The sequence below is a fragment of the Rothia sp. 88186D007BW genome (assembly GCF_053544215.1).
Map to the genome: position 1 here is coordinate 26,170 of NZ_JBPPTR010000012.1, position 20,815 is coordinate 46,984.

General features: G+C 57.2%; 12 protein-coding genes. 5 read left to right on the top strand and 7 right to left on the bottom strand.

The window, feature by feature from the left end:
* Nucleotides 1-75: 75 nt before the first annotated feature.
* From rapZ to uvrA, 4 genes are all read right to left on the bottom strand, one after another.
* Complete coding sequence (gene rapZ / locus ACEE09_RS07855; RefSeq protein ID WP_449083605.1) at nucleotides 76-966, bottom strand: RNase adapter RapZ; 891 nt, start codon at nucleotides 964-966, stop codon at nucleotides 76-78.
* A 58-nt stretch (nucleotides 967-1,024) separates the two neighbouring features.
* Nucleotides 1,025-3,001, bottom strand: coding sequence for an excinuclease ABC subunit UvrC (uvrC, locus tag ACEE09_RS07860; RefSeq protein WP_449083607.1), 1,977 nt, complete (start codon nucleotides 2,999-3,001; stop codon nucleotides 1,025-1,027).
* A gap of 65 nt (nucleotides 3,002-3,066) precedes the next feature.
* Complete coding sequence (locus tag ACEE09_RS07865; RefSeq protein WP_449083609.1) at nucleotides 3,067-3,753, bottom strand: lysophospholipid acyltransferase family protein; 687 nt, start codon at nucleotides 3,751-3,753, stop codon at nucleotides 3,067-3,069.
* A 124-nt stretch (nucleotides 3,754-3,877) separates the two neighbouring features.
* Nucleotides 3,878-6,751 (bottom strand): excinuclease ABC subunit UvrA, encoded by a 2,874-nt coding sequence (uvrA, locus tag ACEE09_RS07870; protein ID WP_449083611.1) that lies wholly within the window; start codon nucleotides 6,749-6,751, stop codon nucleotides 3,878-3,880.
* Nucleotides 6,752-6,908: 157 nt separating this feature from the next.
* Here uvrA and ACEE09_RS07875 point away from each other — a divergent pair, with 157 nt between their 5' ends.
* The 3 genes from ACEE09_RS07875 to ACEE09_RS07885 all read left to right on the top strand — a co-directional run bounded on the left by ACEE09_RS07875 (nucleotide 6,909) and on the right by ACEE09_RS07885 (nucleotide 11,250).
* Nucleotides 6,909-7,616, top strand: coding sequence for an MBL fold metallo-hydrolase (locus tag ACEE09_RS07875; RefSeq protein ID WP_449083613.1), 708 nt, complete (start codon nucleotides 6,909-6,911; stop codon nucleotides 7,614-7,616).
* Between the two features lie 117 nt (nucleotides 7,617-7,733).
* Nucleotides 7,734-9,452, top strand: coding sequence for a D-lactate dehydrogenase (dld, locus tag ACEE09_RS07880; protein WP_449083615.1), 1,719 nt, complete (start codon nucleotides 7,734-7,736; stop codon nucleotides 9,450-9,452).
* A gap of 175 nt (nucleotides 9,453-9,627) precedes the next feature.
* On the top strand, nucleotides 9,628-11,250 hold the full coding sequence (locus ACEE09_RS07885; protein ID WP_449083617.1) for an alpha/beta hydrolase: 1,623 nt from the start codon (nucleotides 9,628-9,630) through the stop codon (nucleotides 11,248-11,250).
* A gap of 101 nt (nucleotides 11,251-11,351) precedes the next feature.
* On the opposite strand, the gene ACEE09_RS07890 is transcribed toward ACEE09_RS07885, so the two are convergent.
* From ACEE09_RS07890 to ACEE09_RS07900, 3 genes are all read right to left on the bottom strand, one after another.
* Entirely contained in the window at nucleotides 11,352-13,064 is a 1,713-nt protein-coding gene (locus ACEE09_RS07890) for a formate--tetrahydrofolate ligase (protein WP_449083619.1), read from the bottom strand.
* 86 nt (nucleotides 13,065-13,150) lie between these two features.
* On the bottom strand, nucleotides 13,151-14,893 hold the full coding sequence (locus tag ACEE09_RS07895) for an ABC transporter ATP-binding protein (protein WP_449083621.1): 1,743 nt from the start codon (nucleotides 14,891-14,893) through the stop codon (nucleotides 13,151-13,153).
* Nucleotides 14,886-16,532: an ABC transporter transmembrane domain-containing protein gene (locus tag ACEE09_RS07900; RefSeq protein ID WP_449083623.1), complete on the bottom strand. Its 1,647-nt coding sequence runs from the start codon at nucleotides 16,530-16,532 to the stop codon at nucleotides 14,886-14,888. Before ACEE09_RS07900 ends, ACEE09_RS07895 begins: the two co-directional genes overlap by 8 nt.
* Before the next feature lie 99 nt (nucleotides 16,533-16,631).
* Here ACEE09_RS07900 and ACEE09_RS07905 point away from each other — a divergent pair, with 99 nt between their 5' ends.
* The gene (locus tag ACEE09_RS07905) at nucleotides 16,632-19,235 is read left to right on the top strand and encodes a DEAD/DEAH box helicase (RefSeq protein ID WP_449083625.1); all 2,604 of its coding nucleotides are present in this window, start codon (nucleotides 16,632-16,634) and stop codon (nucleotides 19,233-19,235) included.
* A gap of 102 nt (nucleotides 19,236-19,337) precedes the next feature.
* Complete coding sequence (locus tag ACEE09_RS07910) at nucleotides 19,338-20,750, top strand: alpha/beta fold hydrolase (RefSeq protein WP_449083627.1); 1,413 nt, start codon at nucleotides 19,338-19,340, stop codon at nucleotides 20,748-20,750.
* Nucleotides 20,751-20,815: the final 65 nt, after the last annotated feature.

Genomic DNA, 20,815 nt, shown 5'->3' on the forward strand with positions numbered 1-20,815 from the left:
GCAGGTTATGCCCCTGAGCAGCCCCCGGAAGCAGGCCAGTCTCAGGGAAACGGCTCACACGGTTAGCCTCAGACATTACTCACGCCCCATGTCACGGTGATGCACAGAAATATTAACGTCCTGGAGACTACCAAGGCGGCGGGCAATCTCCTCACTGACAGCAACAGAACGGTGCTTACCACCAGTACAACCAATAGCAAAGGTCGCATACAGCTTACCCTCACGGCGATAACCGGCAATCACCGGCTGCAAAGCAGCAATGTAATTGCTCATGAACTCTTCCGTACCATCTTGGGATAAGACATAGTCACGCACCGGCGCATCCTGCCCCGTCTGAGCCCGAAGCTCAGGAACCCAGTGAGGGTTAGGGATGAAACGCATATCAGCCATGTAATGCACATCAGAAGGCGTACCGTACTTAAAGCCGAAACTCATAACAGTAATATTCACCATCCGCTCCTGACCAGGAGCATAGGTTTCACGAATCTTCTTAGCCAACTGGTGAATATTCATACCAGAGGTGTCAATAATGTAATCGGCCTCTTCTTGCAGGTCAGCAAAAATACGCCGCTCATCGGCAATGGCCTCTGCCACACGAGCCCCCTTCTGCAAAGGGTGCGGGCGACGCTGCGCCTCATAGCGGGCAATAATATCTTTATCGGCAGCATCCATAAAAAGCATGGAAAAATCAACGTCAGAGGCACGCAACTTATTAATAGCCTCAGGCAAATCAGCGAGCTGACGGCGGGCACGAATATCAATACCCACAGCAACCTTAGGAAGAGTACCCGGTGAATCTTTAACCAACTGGGCTAACGAACCGAGCATCTGAGGGGGAATATTATCCACCACATACCAGCCCTCATCTTCCAAAGTATTAGCTGCTGTGGACCGCCCGGCACCAGAAATACCGGTAATCACGAGAATCTGCGGCTTAATGGTCTGCTCGCTGGGGTTAGATGACATGGCTGGGGCCTCTCACTTCCACAAAATAATCGGTAGATATATCTAGCTTAGTGCACTTTTAGCGCCCTGCACCTGGTTCAGGGCCCGTAGTGAAACGGTCAAGAATTTTCTGGGCCATAGCCGGGCCAATGCCGGGAACAGCCTGAAGTTCTTCGGCACTGGCTTCAGATAACTGTTTGAGCGAACCAAAATGCTTGATAAGAGCTTCACGTTTAGCTGGCCCCAGCCCAGGCACAGTATCAAGGGCTGACTTGACCATCTCTTTACCGCGCTTAGAGCGGTGGAAAGTAATGGCAAAACGGTGGGCCTCATCGCGGATACGCTGAATCAGGTAGAGGGCGTTAGAGGTTCGAGGCAAAATGACAGGAAAATCATCGCCAGGTAACCAGAGCTCTTCCAAACGCTTAGCAATACCCACCACATAGATATCGCTAATGCCCAAATCTTCCAGAGCCCGGGTAGCAGCAGCAACCTGGGGCTGACCGCCATCCACCACCACCAGGTTAGGTGGGTAGGCGAACTTAGCTGGTTCCTTACTGTGCAGCTCTTGCTCGCTAATTTCTCCGGACGCCCGCACCCGGCGCCCTGGGGCCTCATCAGAAAGGTAGCGGCGGAAACGGCGGTAAATGACGTCATACATGCTAGCTGTATCGTCACGGGCAGCCTCCCCAGTGATAGAGAACTTACGGTAATCACTTTTCTTAGGTAGGCCGTCCTCAAACACCACCATAGAGGCAACCACGTTGGTGCCCTGAACATGAGAAATGTCGTAGCACTCTATGCGCATCAGCGCCTCGGGTAGCTCTAAGGTTTCTTGAAGCTCCACCAGGGAGGCAGAACGCGTAGTCAAATCCCCTGCCCGGCGAGTTTTATGCAAGGTCAAGGCCTGCTTCGCATTTTCGGCTACGGTTCCCATCAAAGCGACCCTATCACCGCGCTGAGGCACACTAATGCTAACCCTGGCCCCGCGCACCCCAGAGAGCCACTCTTCAAGCTTCTCATGGTTCTCAGGAAGCACCGGAACATTAATCTGGCTAGGTATCTCATTGAGAGTATGGTTGATCTCTTCTTCAGTAGACCCCGCAGCCAGGGCAGCAGCGGCCTCACCATAGACCTGCACCAGCAGATGATCCACCAGGGACTGGGGCGTAGAATCTTCGACCTTCTCAACGATCCAGCCGCGCTGACCGCGAATACGCCCGCCGCGCACATAGAAAACCTGCACTGCGGCCTCTAAATCATCTTCAACAAAACTAAAAAGATCAGCATTAACAGAATCAGGTAAGACCACAGCATTCCGTTCAAAGGCCTTCGTCAGGGCCTCAACATCATCGCGCAAACGAGCCGCCTTTTCAAAATCAAAGTCGGCTGCTGCCTCCTTCATCTGCCGGGTCAGCCCAGCAATGAACTTCTCAGCACCCCCAGCCATAAAGGAGCAAAGATCCTCAGCGATCTTCTGGTGATCCTCACGGCTCACCCGCCCCACACAGGGAGCCGAACATTTATCAATATAGCCCAGCAGGCAGGGCCGGTCAGAGGCCTGCGCCCGATTAAAAACACCGGTAGAGCAGGTGCGCACCGGAAAGACCCGCAGAAGAGCATCCAGCGTTTCGCGGATAGCCCAGGCCTGAGAATAGGGGCCAAAATAGCGCACCCCCTTCTTCTTCTCCCCACGCATGACCTGGGCGCGCGGGAAACGGTCCTTGAGCGTCACCGCAAGGTAGGGGTAGGACTTATCATCACGGAAGGCAATATTAAAGCGCGGCTTATACTCCTTGATCCAGGTGTATTCTAACTGCAGCGACTCCAGCTCACTACCCACAACCGTCCACTCCACCGAAGCGGCAGTATGCACCATAGCGTAGGTTTTAGGGCTCAAAGAATCTACGCGGGCAAAATAAGAGTTCAGGCGGTTGCGCAGGTTCTTGGCCTTACCCACGTAGATAATACGGCCCACCTCATCGCGGAAGCGATAGACCCCAGGGTTGGTAGGAATCTCGCCAGATGCCGGGCGGTAGGATGCAGGATCAGCCACGTATATCAGGTCCTTTGCGCTAGATAAAGTGCGGTAACAGCCCCCACCGGCACGGTGACACGGGGCTAGGCTCCCCCGTCACGCTCTGCTGACGGTGAGACGTTGTACTCGTTTTTGCGGGGCTGACCAGAAAGCTGGGCAATAGCGTCCATAATCTGGTCGGTGCTCTGGCGGCGCTGCTTACCGCTCATACGCTCCCCCAGCTTCTCAAAAGCCATCGGCTCACCCACCCGCACCGTAAAACGGTGAGGGTAGACCATATTAGAACCGGGCTTTTGAATCTTATCGGTACCAATCAAACCAATAGGCACCACGGTCGCCCCCGTCATATGCGCAAGCCAGGCCACTCCAATCTTCCCCTTATAAAGGTAGCCATCACGCGAACGAGTACCTTCAGGGTAAATACCGAAAACCTTGCCCTGATTCAGGTGCTCAAGGGCAGTCTCAAGAGCCTTCATCGACTCTTTTTTGTCAGTACGATTGACCGGAATAATATCAATAGCCTGGAAGAGGGCCTTCATAGCCCTCCCCTTAAGCCCCGGCGAATTGACGTATTCAGATTTTGCCAGGAAGGCAACCCGGCGAGGCATGAGAGCTGAAATGATGACCGAGTCCAGGAAGGCCAGGTGGTTAGAGGCAACAATGACGGGGCCTTCAGCGGGGAAGTTCTCAAGGCCGGTGACGCGGGCGCGAAAGACCGTACGAAGAAGAGCTTCGATAGTCTTTTGAGTTACCTTGTATTTGAGGGACATGAGAACTCCTTGGTGCACACTTCATGGGGGTTTACCTGAAAATGGTACCCCGGCCAGAAGATGCTTTTTGAATTTTAAGGGCTTTTTTGACCTATTTAGCATACCCCGGCGGGGTACCGGTGCCCTAGAGTATCTCAGCTAAGAAGCGCCCGGTATGAGACTCAGGTACGGTAGCCAACTGCTCAGGGGTGCCAGTAGCTAACACAGTGCCACCACCGTCACCGCCTTCTGGGCCCATGTCAATCAGCCAGTCAGCACTCTTAATAACATCAAGGTTGTGCTCAATGGTGATGACGGTATTACCCTTATCAACCAGCCCCTGGACAACACCCAAGAGCTTGCGGATATCCTCAAAATGCAGGCCGGTGGTAGGCTCATCGAGCACATAGATAGAACGGCCCTTGGACCGCTTCTGCAGTTCAGTTGCCAGCTTCACGCGCTGGGCCTCACCACCAGAGAGGGTAGTAGCTGACTGGCCTAGCCGCACATAGCCCAGGCCAACGTCCACCAGGGTGTCGAGGTAGCGCGAAATCTTGGTGAAGGCAGAAAAGAATTCGGCAGCTTCTGAAACTGGCATTTCCAGCACATCGGCAATGGTCTTACCCTTATAGTGCACTTCCAGGGTTTCGCGGTTATAGCGTTTACCCTTACACACCTCACAAGGCACATACACATCGGGCAAGAAGTTCATCTCAATTTTGAGGGTGCCATCACCAGAGCAGGCTTCGCAGCGTCCGCCCTTGACGTTGAAGGAGAAACGGCCAGGCTGGTAGCCGCGCATCTTCGCTTCGGTGGTTTCAGCAAAGAGCTTACGGATATGGTCGAAAACACCAGTGTAGGTAGCCGGGTTGGAGCGCGGGGTGCGACCAATGGGTGACTGGTCAACGTGAATAATTTTATCGAGCTGATCAAGGCCGGTGATGGTCTTATGCCGCCCCGGCACCTGCTTAGCCCCGTTGAGCTTATTTGCTAGAGCAGTGTAGAGAATGTCATTGACCAGGGTAGACTTACCCGACCCGGAGACACCGGTGACGGCGGTGAGCACACCCAGGGGGAACTCCACATCCACATTCTTCAAGTTATTTTCCCGGGCCCCAACCACCTTGATAGTGCGCTTAGGGTCAACCGGACGGCGGGTAGTAGGAACCTCGATGGCCCGACGCCCAGCCATGTAGTCACCGGTTACCGATTCCTTATTCTCAAGAAGCTCTGCGAAGGTGCCAGAGTGAACGATTTGGCCGCCGTGTTCACCTGCGCCGGGGCCAACGTCCACAATCCAGTCGGCTTCTTTCATGGTGTCTTCATCGTGCTCCACCACAATCAGGGTGTTGCCCATATCGCGCAGCTTGGTGAGAGTTTCAATCAGGCGGCGGTTATCACGCTGGTGCAGACCAATAGAGGGCTCATCAAGCACATAGAGCACGCCCACCAAACCGGAGCCAATCTGAGTAGCTAGGCGGATGCGCTGGGCCTCGCCACCTGAGAGAGTACCGGCCGAGCGGGCCAGGTTCAGGTAGTCCAGGCCAACATCTAACAAAAACTGCAGGCGAGCATCAATCTCTTTAAGCACCAGCTCAGCAATCTTTGCCTCACGCTCACTGAGAGTCAGCGAGCGCATGAAGGTGAGGGCCTCTCGCATGGGCATCTCGGTGACCTCGGCGATGGATTTGCCGCCAACGGTCACAGCCAGGATGGTGGGGTTGAGGCGGGCGCCCTGGCAGGAGGTGCAAGCTACCTTGCGCATGTACTGTTCGTAGCGGTCTTTAGACCAGTCTGATTCGGTTTCTTCGTACTTGCGTTTGATGTAGGCGCTGGCACCTTCAAAGCCGGATGTGTAGCGGCGTTCACGGCCGAACCGGTTTTTGTAGGCCACGGTGACCTTGTAGTCTTTGCCGTGCAGGATGGCTTTTTTGACTTTGGCGGGCAGGTTTTTGAAGGGGGTGGCTAGGTCAAAGTCTAGTTCTTCGGCTAGGCCTGCTAGGAGGCGGAGCCAGTATTCACTGGTGGCTTTGCCGGTGGCCCAGGGGGCGACAGCGCCTTCGGCCAGGGAGAGGTCAGGGTTGGGCACGATGAGGTCGGTGTCTACCTCTAGGGTGGATCCGATGCCGTCGCAGGCTGAGCAGGCGCCGAAGGGAGAGTTGAAGGAGAAGGCGCGGGGCTCTACCTCGGTAACGGCCAGGGGGTGGCCCTTGGGGCAGGCCAGGTTTTCGCTGAAGGAGCGGGTGCGGCCTGGGGTATTGGCGTCCTCATCTACGAAGTCGATGAGTACCTTGCCGTCAGCTAGGGAGAGGGCGGTTTCGATGGAGTCGGTCAGGCGCTGGTGGACGCTCTCTTTGATGGCGATGCGGTCAACGACAACGTCGATGGTGTGCTTGTACTGTTTTTCGAGTTTGGGTGGGTCGGTGAGTTGGATGACGTTGCCGTCTACGCGGGCGCGGGAGTAGCCGGCGGTGGAGAGCTCTTTGAAGAGGTCGACGAACTCGCCTTTACGGGCTGAGACGACGGGGGCCAGCACCTGCAGGCGGGTTTTCTCGGGGTAGCCCATGAGAATGTCAACGATTTGCTGGGGGGATTGCTTGGAGATTTCTTCGCCGCATTCGGGGCAGTGGGGGTGGCCTACTCGCGCCCAGAGTAGGCGCATGTAGTCGTAGATTTCGGTGATGGTGCCTACGGTGGAGCGGGGGTTCTTAGAGGTTGATTTTTGGTCGATGGAGACTGCCGGTGAGAGGCCTTCGATGAAGTCCACGTCGGGCTTATCGACCTGCCCTAGGAACATGCGGGCGTAGGAGGAGAGGGATTCGACGTAGCGGCGTTGGCCTTCGGCGAAGATGGTGTCGAAGGCCAGGGAGGATTTGCCGGATCCGGAGAGGCCGGTGAAGACGACCATGGCGTCGCGGGGGATGTCGAGGTTGATGTTTTTGAGGTTGTTTTCGCGGGCGCCCTGTACCCGGATGTGGGTGAGGTCGTTGCCGATGGGTTGGGTGGCTGAGCCTGCCATGAGTCACCTATCTCAGAGAATGTTTCGAAGATATATTCTATAGGTTTTGGGTGCCTAAGAAAAGTAGTACCCTTCCCTCTTGCTGCCATATTCTCTACCCCTGGGGGGTGAGAGTCACAGGTGGTAGAAAGTTAGAGTACAGGTCTAGAATGGAGCCATGAGTGACCTAGCTAATACCCTAATTTTTGAGTCTGACACCCTCACCGTTCGATCCATCGCCGTATCAGAGATGGAAAACAATGTTTACCTCCTCACCAATCGGGCAAGCGGGGAGCAGGTGCTTATTGACGCCGCCGACGATTTCCCTGCCATAGAAACCCTAGTTCAACAAGCTGCCACCACCGACTGCCCCGCATCAGGTAATCAGCCGGGGGCAAGCGTCCGCGCCCTGATCACCACCCACTCTCACTGGGACCATATTCGCGCCCTGCACCAGGTAATTGAGGCCTGGGGCCCAACCACCTACTGCGGCGCCCCCGATGCGCAGGCCATCGCTGAGCAAGAAGACGTAGAAGTTGAAGAACGCCTAGTTGGCGGCGAGCACCTGACCCTGGCAGGTATTGACCTAGAGGTCATTTCGCTGCGCGGGCACACTCCTGGCTCTATCGCCCTGGCCCTGCGAGCACCTACCAGCGGTGAGGACGCCGGTGAGCAGATTCTCCTTTTTACCGGGGATTCACTCTTCCCCGGCGGGCTGGGTAAAACAAACTCGCCCCAGGATTTTGAGCAGCTCTTTGCTGATGTGTCAGAGCGTATTTTTGACCGCTTTGACGATAGCACCCTGGTGCTCCCGGGCCATGGCGATTCCACTACTTTAGGCAAGGAGCGCCCCCAGCTGCCCGAATGGAAGGAACGGGGCTGGTAAACCACGACGAAAACCCTAGCTACGAATACACCCAGTAACTCTCCTCTCTAGCAACTGTCTTAGCGCACAGGACCTCAGTTCCCAGGTGCAAGTTCCAACCCAATAGAAAGATATGATATGACTACTTCCCCCACCCCCACAGGAGCCCATCAAGAGGCCCTCAAGGCTCTCAAAGATATTGTTGGCACTGAGCATGTGCTCACCTCAGAGCGGACTACCATGGCCTACAGTAAGGGCTACCGGTTCGGTGGCGGCCCCCTCTTAGCTGTGCTACGCCCCACCACCCTGGTGCAGATGTGGAAGGCCCTGCAGGTCTGTGTGGACCACAATTTCATGGTCATTCCCCAGGCCTCCAATACGGGTCTGACCGGTGGCTCTGGCCCAGGCTTCCAGGACTATGACCGGCCCATCGTCCTCATCTCCACCCACCTCATTAACCGGGTACACCTTATTAACAACGCCCAGGAGGCAATCTCCCTGGCAGGGGCCACCCTCACCCACCTGACCGAAGAGCTGGCCCCGCACGGCCGTGAACCCCACTCGGTCATCGGGTCAACCTCCATTGGTGCTTCGGTCATCGGTGGTATTGCCAATAACTCCGGTGGTAGCCAGATCCGTAAGGGTCCGGCCTTCACCCGCGAAGCTATCTACGCCCGCGTCAATGAACAGGGCAAGGTCGAGTTCATCAACCACCTAGGCATTACCCTGGGTGAAGACCCCGAGACCGCCCTCCAGCGTCTACAAGAGGGCGACTGGTCGGCGCAGGACGTCACCCCGGCCCCTGCTGACAGTAGCGAAACTGAGTATGCCGCCCACCTGCGAAAAATGGAGCCGACCCCCGCCCGCTACAACGCCAACCCCGAATACCTCTTTGAGGCGTCCGGCTCGGCAGGAAAAATCATGGTCTTTGCTGTGCGAACCCGCACCTTCCCGCTGGAGAAGAACCCGGCCATGTTCTACATTGGCACGCACAGCCCCCGTGAACTTGAAGAAATTCGCCGTATCTTCCTCCAAGCCGATATGCCCCTGCCCATCTCAGGTGAGTACATGGGCCGTAGCGCCTTCGATTTGGCAGAAAAGTACGGTAAAGACACCTTCGTCTTCCTCAAATACATGAGCTCTGCCCTACAAACCCGCATGTTTGCCTTCAAGACCTGGGCTAACGGGGTCTTCGGTAAGGTGCCAGGAATCGGGCCAACCTTTGCAGATACGGTCTCCCAGCGCATGTTTGACCTGGTACCCAGCCAACTTCCCCAACGGCTACGGGACTACCGTAACCGCTTCGAACATCACCTGCTACTCACCGTCAGCCAGGCCCAAAAAGCTCAGACCGAAACCATGCTCACAGACTTCTTCGCAACCCCAGAGCATGAGGGTGACTTCTTCATCTGCACGGCGGACGAGGCTAAAAGCGCCAACCTTCACCGTTTCGGGGCAGCCAGTGCAGCTACCCGCTATGCTGCCATGAAACGTAAAGAGCTCGGTGAGCTGATCCCCATCGATGTTGCCCTGCGGCGAGATGACTGGGATTGGCTTGAGACCCTACCGCCAGAAATTGCCGACCAGTTGGATGTCACCGCCTACTACGGACACTTCTTCTGCCACGTCATGCACCAAGACTATGTAGCGAAAAAGGGTGTTGACCCCCACAAGCTGCACGACGAGATTCAGGAGTTGTTGGAGGCCCGTGGTGCCAAACTACCTGCTGAACACAACTACGGGCGTCTCTACCACATGCCAGAGGCCATGGTGGAACACTTCAAGGAGCTGGACCCCACCAACACCTTCAACGCAGGTATTGGCGGTACCTCCCCCAAAAGGAACTGGGCTGAGTAAATTCTCCGCCTAGCGGCGGGGTAGCAGGTTCATCCTGACGGCTGATTTCTTAAGACAGGTGTGAGACTACACTGGTTTTTACAGACATATGAAAACCGTTCTCACCTGATTGGTTGGCGGGCCTGCCTCCGGTATAGGGCAGGCTCGCACAACCGGTCACAGAAAGAAGATAACCGTGACCACCGCGATCCCCCGATTAGCCTGCCGTCGTGCCACCTACCTGACCACAGCCGTCCTCACCATCAGTGCCCTGGCACTGGCAGGGTGCAGCCTCGACGCTCCCACAGCCCAGCAACCCTCAGAGCAGACCATAGCCCCAGCCGCTGACCCATCCCACGGGGCAACCTGGCAGCGGGAAAACTTTGAGAACTTCTACGATCAGAGCATCAGCTGGGGTGAATGCACAGCCGAGCACAGCGGCTTCTCACCCGAGAACGAAGAAATTTTGAAGGAAACAGGCTTTGACTACGCCAACTACGAGTGTGGAACCGTCACCGCCCCGCTGAACTGGGGCGACCCAGAAGACAACCGCACCGTCGAGCTGGCCGTCAGCCGTACTGTATCGACAGGCGGCCAGCAGGCTCCCCTCTTTACCAACCCCGGTGGGCCCGGAATCGGCGGAATTCAGCACGCAATGTCACTGGCCACCGAACCGTCCTTTGCCCCTGTACTGGAAAGTCACCAGCTCTGGGGGTTTGACCCCCGCGGTATAGGGGCCTCATCCCCCGTTATCTGCGAGTCTGAGTCTGAGGTAGCTGCTGTGCAGCTAGCCGAGTGCGCTGCCAGTTCGGAGGTTGCCAACTACATGGGCACCTCCCAGGTAGCCCGCGACATGGAACTTCTGCGTTCTTTGGCCGGAGGCGAGCGCCTGGATTATCTGGGCTACTCCTACGGCACTATGCTGGGGGCAACCTACGCTACTCTCTTCCCTGAGAAGGCAGGACGCATGGTGCTCGACTCTGCTGAAAACGCCCAGTGGGGAGCTCTCACCCACAGTTACGACCAGATGGTGGCCGTATCTAAAGCTGTTGGTGCCCTAGCAGACCGCTGCTCTGAGCTCGCCACCTCAGAGGGGGACGCGGTGACCTGCCCCTTCACCAGCGAGCGCCAGATGCTGGACTATCAAAAGTCTCTGACCGATAAGCCCCTGGTGGCCACTGACGGCACCGAGATTACCGGCTCTGCGCTACGGGACTACCTGATCAGCCAGCTCTACGGGCCGGACGTGATGCAGGGTGACGGACTGGATCTACTGGGTAAGGCTAAGGCTGGGGACAAAGAGTCCATTGATACTCTGGCTGAAATGATTGCGGCCAACAGCGCAGAGATTGATACAGCGGGTCAGCTGGTGGTCTGCCCTTCTAAGCCCAAGATCCCCGATGTAGAGGCCCTGCTCGCCCACATGAAGGAGGTTGGCGTACCCGAGTTTATCGGTGGCCCTGAGATTACCGATGAAGTGCTGGCTGAATTTACCGAGTTTGACTGCCCGGTTTTGCCCGCGACCGGCACCGATATTACGACCTCGTTTGACGCGTCCAAGGTATCAACCGACCTGCTGGTCATTGGTATTACCGGGGACCATGCCGCTCCCTACCAGCACGGCCAGGAGCTGGCCCGTCAGCTGGGTAAGGCTTCCTTCGTAACGCTTGAAGGAGCTGGGCACGGGGCGTCCTTCTCGGGTCGCTCTACCTGCGTCGATAAGCTGGCAACCGCCTACCTAGTGGAGGGCACCGTGCCCAAGGACGGGACAGTGTGCCAGCCCGATGAATTGAGGGCTGAAGGTTTTGAACAAGAGTAAATAGAGCTCTTTAACAGAGGAAGGTACCAGCTAACTCGGTTATACCCACCTAGTTCGTGGGTATAACCGAGTTAGCTGGTACCTACCGCTTTAAGGCCGGTTTAGAAGAGGCCGACCATGGTGCCGTTCTCGTCAAAACCTATCCGCTCAGCAGCCGGGGACTTAGCCAGACCCGGCATGGTACGCATAGTGCCGCAGATAGCGTAAACGTAGCCAGCACCAGCAGCCAGGCGCACCTCACGCACAGGCAAGGTCCAGCCGGTGGGGGCCCCCTTCAAGGAAGCATCAGCGGAGATAGACAGGTGGGTCTTGGCGATAACAACCGGCAGGTTACCGTAGCCTAGCTCCTCGTAGCGGGCCAACTGCTTGGCAGCAACCGGGGCAACCTCAATACCATCTGCCCCATAAACCTTGGTGGCAACCTTCTCAATCTTGGTGGTCAGGCTGTCCTCATCCTCGTAGGTGTAGGTCAACTCGCTCACATCATCGCAAGCTGCGGCAACAGCGTCCGCAAGATCAGTAACACCCTTACCGCCTTCAGCTACGCCGCGGTGGATAGCCACACGCGCACCAGCCTGCTCAGCGATACGACGAATAGTCTCATGCTCTGACTCAAAATCGGTGGGGAAAGCGTTAATAGCAACCACCGGCTGCACACCAAAGGAACGCACAATCTCAATGTGCTTCAGCAGGTTAGCGGCACCAGCCTCAACATCGCCAGTGTTCTCAGCTAGCAGGCCCTCAGGCAGGGGCTTACCCGGCACAATCTTGTAGCGGCCTGAATGAGACTTAAGAGAGCGGACGGTGACGACCAGCACGGCGGCGTCCGGCTTCAGACCAGAGACACGGCACTTGACGTTAAAGAAGCGCTCCGCACCCATATCTGCACCGAAACCAGCCTCAGTAATCACGTAGTCGGCATGCTCTAGGCCAACATAGTCAGCTACCACCGATGAGTTACCGGTGGCGATGTTGCCAAAGGGCCCTGCGTGAATCAAGGCGGGGGTCTTCTCAAGGGTCTGGAGCAGGTTGGGGTTGATAGCGTCAGCCAGAATGACGGCCATGGCGCCATCTGCCTTAAGGTCAGCAGCGGTTACAGGGTCACCATCGACGTTCAGGCCGATAACAACCTTAGCTAGGCGCTCTTGCAGGTCAGCGAAGCTAGTGGCCAGAGAAAGGATGACCATGATTTCACTGGCAGAAGTAATGTCAAAGCCGGTTTCGCGCGGTACACCGTCCATGCGCTCGCCCAGGCCAATGACGACGTTACGCAGGGCGCGGTCGTTCATGTCGATGACACGGCGCCAGGTGATAGCGCGGGTGTCGATGCGCAGCTCGTTGCCGTGGTGCAGGTGGTTATCGATAATGGCAGCTAGGAGGTTGTGGGCTGCGGTGACAGCGTGGAAGTCGCCGGTCAGGTGCAGGTTGAGCTTCTCCATGGGAACGATCTGGGAGTAGCCGCCGCCTGCTGCGCCGCCCTTGATGCCGAAGGTGGGGCCCATTGAGGGCTGACGCAAGGTGAGCATGGCCTTGCGGCCAGTTGCTGCCATACCCTGAGCTAGAGAAACTGAGGTGGCGGTCTTACCCTCACCGAGGGGGGTGGGGGTGACGGCGGTGACCACAATGTATTTAGAGCCGCGGCCTAGGGCCTTTTCTGCGGTGGTTTCGTCGGTGAGCTGTACCTTAGCCACATACTTGCCGTAGGGTTCTAGGCGGTCTTGATTGATACCTGATGCTTCGGCAATCTCGCTAATTGGCTGCAGGGTTGCGGCCTGGGCGATTTCAAGATCAGAGGGGAAAGGCTTAGTGCTCATAGAAGCTTTCTTCTGTGGAACGAGTAAGTGACCCTTATATTCTAGTGGGTCAGCTGTGATAAGTGCCAGATGGAAAAATGGCTGACCTAGGCGCGGGCAAAAATCTCTTCCGGGGTGCCCTGGGCCACCAACTCACCGTCCTCTAGGAGAACAGCCCGGTCAGCTAAAGAGGCGATGCGGGCGTCATGAGAGATGATGATGACAGAGCGGCCCTGCATGAGGGCAGCTAGGGACTGGCGGGCGTCCGCCAGTTCAAGTTGAGTGGTGGATTCATCAAGAATTACCGCCTGGGGGTTTGCCAGCACAATACGAGCTAGAGCCAGTTGTTGAATGTGGTCGCGCGTCAGACTCGTGCCATCACCGCCGATCTGACTCTCTAACCCCTCAGGTAGGTCATCGACCCAGTTAGCACCTACCATGCGCAGGGCGGTCAGCATCTGTTCGGCGCTAGCTGTGGGGGCAGCAACGCTCATGTTATCTGCCAGGGTGCCCACAAAAACGTGGGCTTCTTGGGTGCAGATGAGCAGAGCGGGCCGTCCACTGGCATCCGCCTGGGTGGGGTAAAGCCCGTTACCCACCAGCTGGCTACCTACCAGCACGGTTCCACTATCTGCGGTCAGGGACCCTGCAATCAGGCGAGCCAGGGTAGTTTTACCCGAACCGGAGCGCCCCACCAGGGCAAGGCTCTCCCCCGCTGCCACCTGTAGGTTAATTCCTTTGATAACAGGGGCCTGGGGGTCGTAACCGTAAGTTACACCCTGTAGGTCAATCATCGGGACGGACGCACCCTGCTCAGGCAGGTGCGCCAGGGCACTTGTCTGCTTGCTGCCGCGGCGGGCCTGCTGCTGGGTGGAGAGGTCAATAACACCAAAGACTCGGCCCATGGTAACGGTCATCTCACGCAGGCGATCAAGCCAGAAGGTGAAAATATCTGAGTTAATACGCATGGTGAAGAGCATGATTGAGGCGGTAGCAACCTCACCCCAGCTCGCCCAGCCCCGCTCCACACAGTAAGCGCCCCACACCATAGCTAGAACCAGGGGCAGGAAAGAGATGAAAGCATCCACAGACCAGAAAATAGAGCGCACCACAACAATACGGTCACTTGCCCTAAAAACCTCCCAGATCCGCTCCTTCTGCACACGGGCTCGCGAGGATTCGATGCCCAGTTCTCGCACAGTACCTGCCCCCCGAATATTCTCGGTGGCTACCACGGTCAGACCGCTCACTGCCTCAGTTTTTTGCCGCGTGGCCAGAGCAATTTTGGGAAGAAAAATTGACAGAGCCAGCAACATCAAAACGAACATCGGCACAGTCACCAGACCAATCACCGGGTTGAGCATAAAAATTGTCACCGCAGTAATCACCATATAGACACTGATATGGGCAAACTCTGGCAGACCGGTAGCCAACACCTGGCGGATGCTATCAACATCATCAGTCAGGCGGGCCACAAGATCACCTGAGCCAGCGTCCTCAACAGTCTGGGCATCAAGGTGCAGGGAGGCCCCTACCAGGTCGATACCCAGATCTCGGTTCAGGCGCACCCCCATCTTCTGGCCTTGGAAGGTCCAGGCGCGGGTCAGTAAGGCGCTGGCTACCACAGCCACACCAATGACGGCCAGCTCCGCCCAGGGGTAGCTCTTCAACTGCCCAAGGGTAGCTCGGTCAATGACCCGCCCCACCATCACAGGGGTAAGCAGGGTCGCCACAGAGCAGACCACAAACAGGGCAATAAGCCAGGAAAACTGCCACGGTGTTCTGAGAATCGACCGGGCCAGTAGCCGCCAGGTTCTCTTACCGTCAGTAATCGGGAGGAGGTTAGCCACAGGTGCCACCTGCTTTCAGTCGTCGCTCAACTTCCATCGTGGTTGAAATCAGATATATGCGGCGGATGTGCGCTAGAGGGCCAGGTTGCCCCGTCTTGGCCTCTAACTGGTTAAGAATGAACTTCTGGCTAGGCTCATCCACCGAGTTCAAGGGTTCAGTTAGCACCAGTATGGACGCTGGCTGGGCCAGTGCCCGTGCCAGGGCCAGACGCTGCCGCTGGCCACCAGAGAGGTTGGTGCCTTCTGAGGCTAGGGTGCTGGCCAGGTAGTTGTCGGGGTCCCGGCTGCCGAGCCGGACGGCAATTTCTTCGGAGTCGGTGAGCTGGAGCAGGTCAATCATGCGCTCGCGGCTCAGCCCCTCGGTACCCATCTGCAGGTGCTCTGCCAGGGTTCCGGCAAAGATCATGGGGTTGGGTTCTGAGAGCAGGACGCGCTCGCCCCCAGTAGGCTCTTTGACCTCCTGGGCGTTGTTTGAGGGGCTGTATCTGAGTCGTAAGGCCTCTGTAAGGGCTTCTGCATAATCTTGGGCAGGCAACCCGGCTTCGCGCGGGTTGATGTAGTGAACCGGGGCGCTGGCCCGGGGAACCTCAACCAGCACCTGCCCTGCTACGGCGCTGGGAACTGGGGCGGGGGCGTCCTTACCTTCAAGCTGAGAGTTCCTCTCAACTTCAGCTGCAAGTTTATCAATGCGTTTGAGGGACACCCGTGCAGTACGCCAGGAAAAGAGCAGCATCTCCACCGACCAGATGGGGCCGCTGAGAGTATTAATCAGGCCAACAACGGTGACTAGCTGGCCAGCGGGGACTTCCGTAATCCAGGCGCCCTCAGGGGCAGCCCCGCGCAGGGCCAAGGCAATCACCACCCAGGTCACGGCCCCTACCAGGAAGTTACGCACCGCATACGACCAGGTTTGCACGCTCTCTAAACGAATCTGAGAGGTGTAGACGTCTTGGGCGGTAGCCCCGTAGCGGTCCATCATGCGCCGCTGGGCGCCCAAACCCAAAATGGTGCGAATCGATGAGGCAATATCAGAAGCCCGCGAGGTAGAAACGCCCACTTTCTCACGGAAAAGATCCGCGTGCTTTTCTAAGATCTTAGAAATCCAGGTGAGGGTCAGCATGGTCAGAATCAGACCCCCCAGAGCCACCACCGCAATGGCCGGGCTAATACGCCACAGCTGCCAGGTGCCCAGGGCGGTCACACCCACCGCAGAGAAAGCTAAAATCATGGGCTGCCACATAGAAGCCAATGATTTTGCGTCCTTGTTCAAAATAGCAATCAGGGCCCCGGTATCACGGTTAGGGCTAGCAGAAATCAGGTGGGAGATATAGAGCCGCCAGTCTCGCTCAATACGGGCTGTCACTCTAAAAGTGATGCCCCAGCCCACACACTCCACAATCGACAGGTATATCACCGCACCCACCAACAGCCAAACCAGCCGCCAGGCAGATGCCTCATCACCAGAAGTATGCAGGTCAATAATGGTGCCCACCAGAACCGGCAGAAAAACAAGGGCCAGAGAGGTGAGAATATCGAGCAGGAAGGGCAGAAAAAAGAGAGGACGCCAGCGGAAGCCCGGCGGGACAATACGGAACTTAACTTTTTCTTCTTTAACTGTGCTATGACTGCTATCTACCACTCTTACCCTCTACTTCTTCCCACCACAATAAAAATCGCATCTCATTGTTTTCTATCACATTTATTGCACCTGTGGGAACTGAACTAGACTAGAAGAACCATGAAGATTCTTCCCTTTCTCTCCCCTTCCCTAGCCGATAACAGCAAACCCTATTTCCGTGGCGACTTTGCCTCTAACCCACTCACAGGCGATGAAGCCTACGAAGCCTTTTTAGCCTGGATTGAAGCCCGGGGAATGGAACTCTACCCCGCCCAAGATGAAGCAGTACTTGAGCTAGCGGCCGGTCACAACGTCATTCTGGCTACCCCCACCGGGTCGGGTAAATCCACGGTGGCCGTTGCCGCCCACTTCATGGGGTTAGCATCTGGCCAACGCTCCTACTACACCGCCCCCATTAAGGCCTTAGTGTCAGAGAAATTCTTTGATCTGTGCGAGATCTTTGGAGCCGAGAACGTGGGGATGGTGACCGGCGATTCTTCTATTAACGCGGACGCCCCTCTTATCTGCTGCACCGCAGAGATTCTTGCCAACATCGTGCTACGCGAGGGTGAAGGCGCTGACCTCACCCAGGTCATTATGGACGAGTTCCATTTCTACTCAGACCCCCAGCGCGGCTGGGCCTGGCAGGCCCCCCTACTTGATTTACCTCAGGCCCAGTTCCTGCTCATGAGTGCAACCCTGGGCGACACCAGTCGTTTTGAACGCGAGCTGACCGAGCTCACCGGCCGCCCAACCTCCCTGGTCACCAGCGAAACCCGCCCTATTCCGCTCAACTACGCCTACTCCCGTGAGCCCCTAGTGGAGAAGGTAGATGAGCTGGTGAGCACCCACCAGGCTCCGGTCTACATTGTGCATTTCTCCCAGCTACAGGCCATTGATACGGCAGCCTCCCTCATGAGCCTGGCTATTGCCACCAAGGAAGATAAGGAGCGTATCAACGAGCTGACCGCAGGCTTCCGCTACTCGGCAGGCTTCGGCAAGCAGCTACAGAAATATATTAAAAACGGTATTGGTATTCACCATGCCGGTATGCTCCCCAAGTACCGCCGCCTGGTAGAACAGCTGGCCCAGGCTGGCCTGCTCAAAGTAATCTGCGGAACAGACACCCTGGGTGTAGGTATCAACGTGCCGATTCGTACTGTGCTCATTACTGCCCTCTCAAAGTTTGATGGGCAGCGCACCCGCCGTCTAAAATCTCGTGAGTTCCACCAGATCGCAGGACGCGCAGGCCGAGCCGGGTTCGATACGGCCGGTTACGTGGTGGTTCAGGCCCCCGAACACGAAATTGAGAACGACCGGCTTGAGGCCAAGGCCCGGGAGAAGTTCCAGGGGGATGAGAAGAAAATAGCCCAGTCGCTACGCGGCAAAAAGAAGAAGCCCCCTCAGGGTTTTGTGGCCTGGAGCGAGAAGACCTTTGAGCAGATTATTGCCGCAGAACCTGAGCCACTGACTTCTTCCTTCCAGCTGACTCACTCCATGATGCTCAATATGCTCCAGCGCGAGGCTGACCCCTTTGAGACCGTCATGCTCTTTTTGACCGCTAACCATGAGCCACCCATCAAGCAGCGGGCTCTCAAGCGCAAGGCCATTGGTATCTACCGGGAGCTGTTGAACGGGGGCGTGGTGGAGCGCCTGCCGGAGCCTGACGAGTTTGGCCGTACCGTGCGCCTAACCGTCTCGCTGCAGGAGAACTTCGCCCTGAACCAGCCGCTCTCCCCCTTCGCCCTGGCGTCCTTATCTCTTCTGAATCAGGAGTCAGAGTCCTACGCTCTCGATGCGGTATCGGTGATTGAGTCCACCCTAGACAAGCCCCGCCAGGTGCTCATTGGCCAAGAGAAGAAGGCCAAGAGTGAGGCCCTGGCCGAGATGAAGGCTGAGGGCATGGATTACAACGAGCGCATGGCTGAGCTCGATAAGATCACCTACCCCCAGCCCCTAGCTGACCTGCTAGAGGCGGCCTTTGAAACCTACTCAGCGGGCGCCCCTTTTATGAAGGAGTTTGAGGTTGAGCCTAAGAGCGTGGTACGCGATATGTACGAGCGGGCCATGGGCTTTGGCGACTACATCCAGTTCTACGGGCTGGAGCGCTCCGAGGGAATTCTGCTGCGCTACCTGTCGGATGCCTATAAGGCCCTGCGCCAGACCGTGCCCCTATCTGCTCTGACCGATGAGCTCATCGACGTGATCGAGTGGCTGGGTGAGGTTATCCGTCAAACCGACTCCTCCCTGGTGGACGAGTGGGAGCGCATGGCCGCCGGTGAGGAGGGCACCCCGGTACAAGATTCTTTGGAGGAACTTGTTGCCGAGTCTGCCCCCAAGGTCACTGATAATGCACGCGCCTTTAAAGTCATGGTGCGTAATGCCCTCTTCCGCCGCGTGGAGCTCTTTGCGGACGAACGCGACCGGCTACTGGGCGAACTTGACGGTGAGCGCTCAGGTTGGGATGCCGATCGTTGGGCTGAGGCCATGGATGATTACTTTGATGAGTACGAGGATATTTATACGGACGCCGAGGCCCGCTCCCCACGCCTGATTGAGATTGATGATGACACCGCTGAGCACCCCGGTTTCTGGAAGGTACGCCAAATCTTTGCCGACCCTGACGACAACCACGACTTCGGTATTACCGCCAAGATCGATCTGGACGCATCCAATGAGGAAGGCGCGCCTGTGGTGCTGATTGAGAGCGTAGGAGCTTTCTAGCCCCTCTATATAAGGGACCAGATTCCTCCCGAAATCCTTCTGGGCAAGACATACTATCGGTAGTTTTCTGGTCCCTACTCCCCCTGCATGTAAAGGAGCCCCATGCCTACTCACCCTCGCTTGCCCCAGCCGTCCCACCGTGTCGGTGCCACCCACACCATCGACTCCCTCAAACTGATAGACCACTGGTTCACTGTGCCCCTGACCCACGGACTCATCTACGGTAAGGGTGAGGCTGCTGCCCTAGAGTCCCGTTTTGCTGACCAGAGCATCACTGTTTTTGCCCGCGAGGTCATTAACACTTCTCACATGCTCACCACCTCAGTCGATGAGCGCCCCTACATGGTCTACCTGCAAGGTGGGCCCGGCGGTAAAAGCCCCCGCCCCGTCGCCCAAGGAGGCTGGGTGAGTGAGCTGACCAAGACTCACCGTCTGGTTCTTCTTGATCAGCGCGGCACCGGTAATTCCACCCCGCTTTCTGCCCGCGTCATCACCGCCCAGGGCTCCCCCGATGTGCAGGCTGAGTTCTGCGAGCTTTTCCGGGCGGACTCTATCATTGCCGATGCCGAGGTTATCCGGGAGTTTCTGTTAGCTGACCGCCAGGACAAGCGCTGGTCGACCATGGGCCAGAGTTTCGGAGGCTTCCTCACCCTCTCCTATCTCTCCTTTGCACCTCAGTCCATCAAGGACGCCCGTATGACGGCAGGCCTTGCCCCCATCCGCTCCCATGTGGACGATGTCTACCGCTCCACCCTGGACCGGATGAAAGAACGCACCGAGGAATACTACGACTGGTACCCCGAAGATAAAGAGCTGGCCGTGCGCATCAGTAAGCACCTAGCCCAGGCTGAAGAGCACCTGCCTACTGGCGAGCGCCTGACCCCGCACCGCTTTCAGATGCTAGGTAATATTTTGGGTGGTAACGGCCGGGCCAGGGGCCTGCACTACCTGCTGGAGTCGGCTTTTGCTGAGTCGGAGATGTGGCTTTCGGGCCAGTTCCTGGCAGCGGTAGGGGCCCAGGTGAGTTTCCAGGCCAGCCCTCTCTACGGTTTGCTCCACGAGACAATTTATGCGGACGGCCCCGCCCAGGAGTTGGGGAGCACCTCGCCTTCTGCCTCACCGACCAACTGGTCTGCGGCCCGCATGTACGCCGAGCGCCCAGAGTTTGCGGAGGATGCTTCTCCCCTGCTGCTGACCGGCGAGCACATCTTCCCCTGGTACTACGAGGAGGACCCGGCTTTGCGTCCGCTGGCTGAGGTGGCCCACCTGTTGGCTGAGAAGAAGGACTGGGGGTGTCTTTACGACCATGATCAGCTGGCCCGCAATGAGGTGCCTCTGGCGGCTGCTGCCTATGAGCCTGATGTGTATGTTGATTATGCTCATTCGATGAAGACTGCCGGGTTTGTGGGTACTACCCGGGTGTGGTCCTCCCAGGCTCACCACCACGATGGTCTGGGTACGGATGGGCCTCTGATCTTGGGCCATCTGAAGGATCTGCTGGCTGATATGCGTTAGCCCCATGGCCTAGCAGTGTTAAGAGGACGGCGCCCTCGCCCCAGTATCTGGGGTGAGGGCGCCGG

What these genes read in the sequence shown, in the direction of transcription:
- rapZ (WP_449083605.1), bottom strand. Translation starts at nt 966, where the DNA reads ATGTCATCTAACCCCAGCGAGCAGACCATTAAGCCGCAGATTCTCGTG.
- uvrA (WP_449083611.1), bottom strand. Translation starts at nt 6,751, where the DNA reads ATGGCAGGCTCAGCCACCCAACCCATCGGCAACGACCTCACCCACATC.
- ACEE09_RS07905 (WP_449083625.1), top strand. Translation starts at nt 16,632, where the DNA reads ATGAAGATTCTTCCCTTTCTCTCCCCTTCCCTAGCCGATAACAGCAAA.
- ACEE09_RS07890 (WP_449083619.1), bottom strand. Translation starts at nt 13,064, where the DNA reads ATGAGCACTAAGCCTTTCCCCTCTGATCTTGAAATCGCCCAGGCCGCA.
- ACEE09_RS07875 (WP_449083613.1), top strand. Translation starts at nt 6,909, where the DNA reads ATGAGTGACCTAGCTAATACCCTAATTTTTGAGTCTGACACCCTCACC.
- ACEE09_RS07865 (WP_449083609.1), bottom strand. Translation starts at nt 3,753, where the DNA reads ATGTCCCTCAAATACAAGGTAACTCAAAAGACTATCGAAGCTCTTCTT.
- ACEE09_RS07910 (WP_449083627.1), top strand. Translation starts at nt 19,338, where the DNA reads ATGCCTACTCACCCTCGCTTGCCCCAGCCGTCCCACCGTGTCGGTGCC.
- dld (WP_449083615.1), top strand. Translation starts at nt 7,734, where the DNA reads ATGACTACTTCCCCCACCCCCACAGGAGCCCATCAAGAGGCCCTCAAG.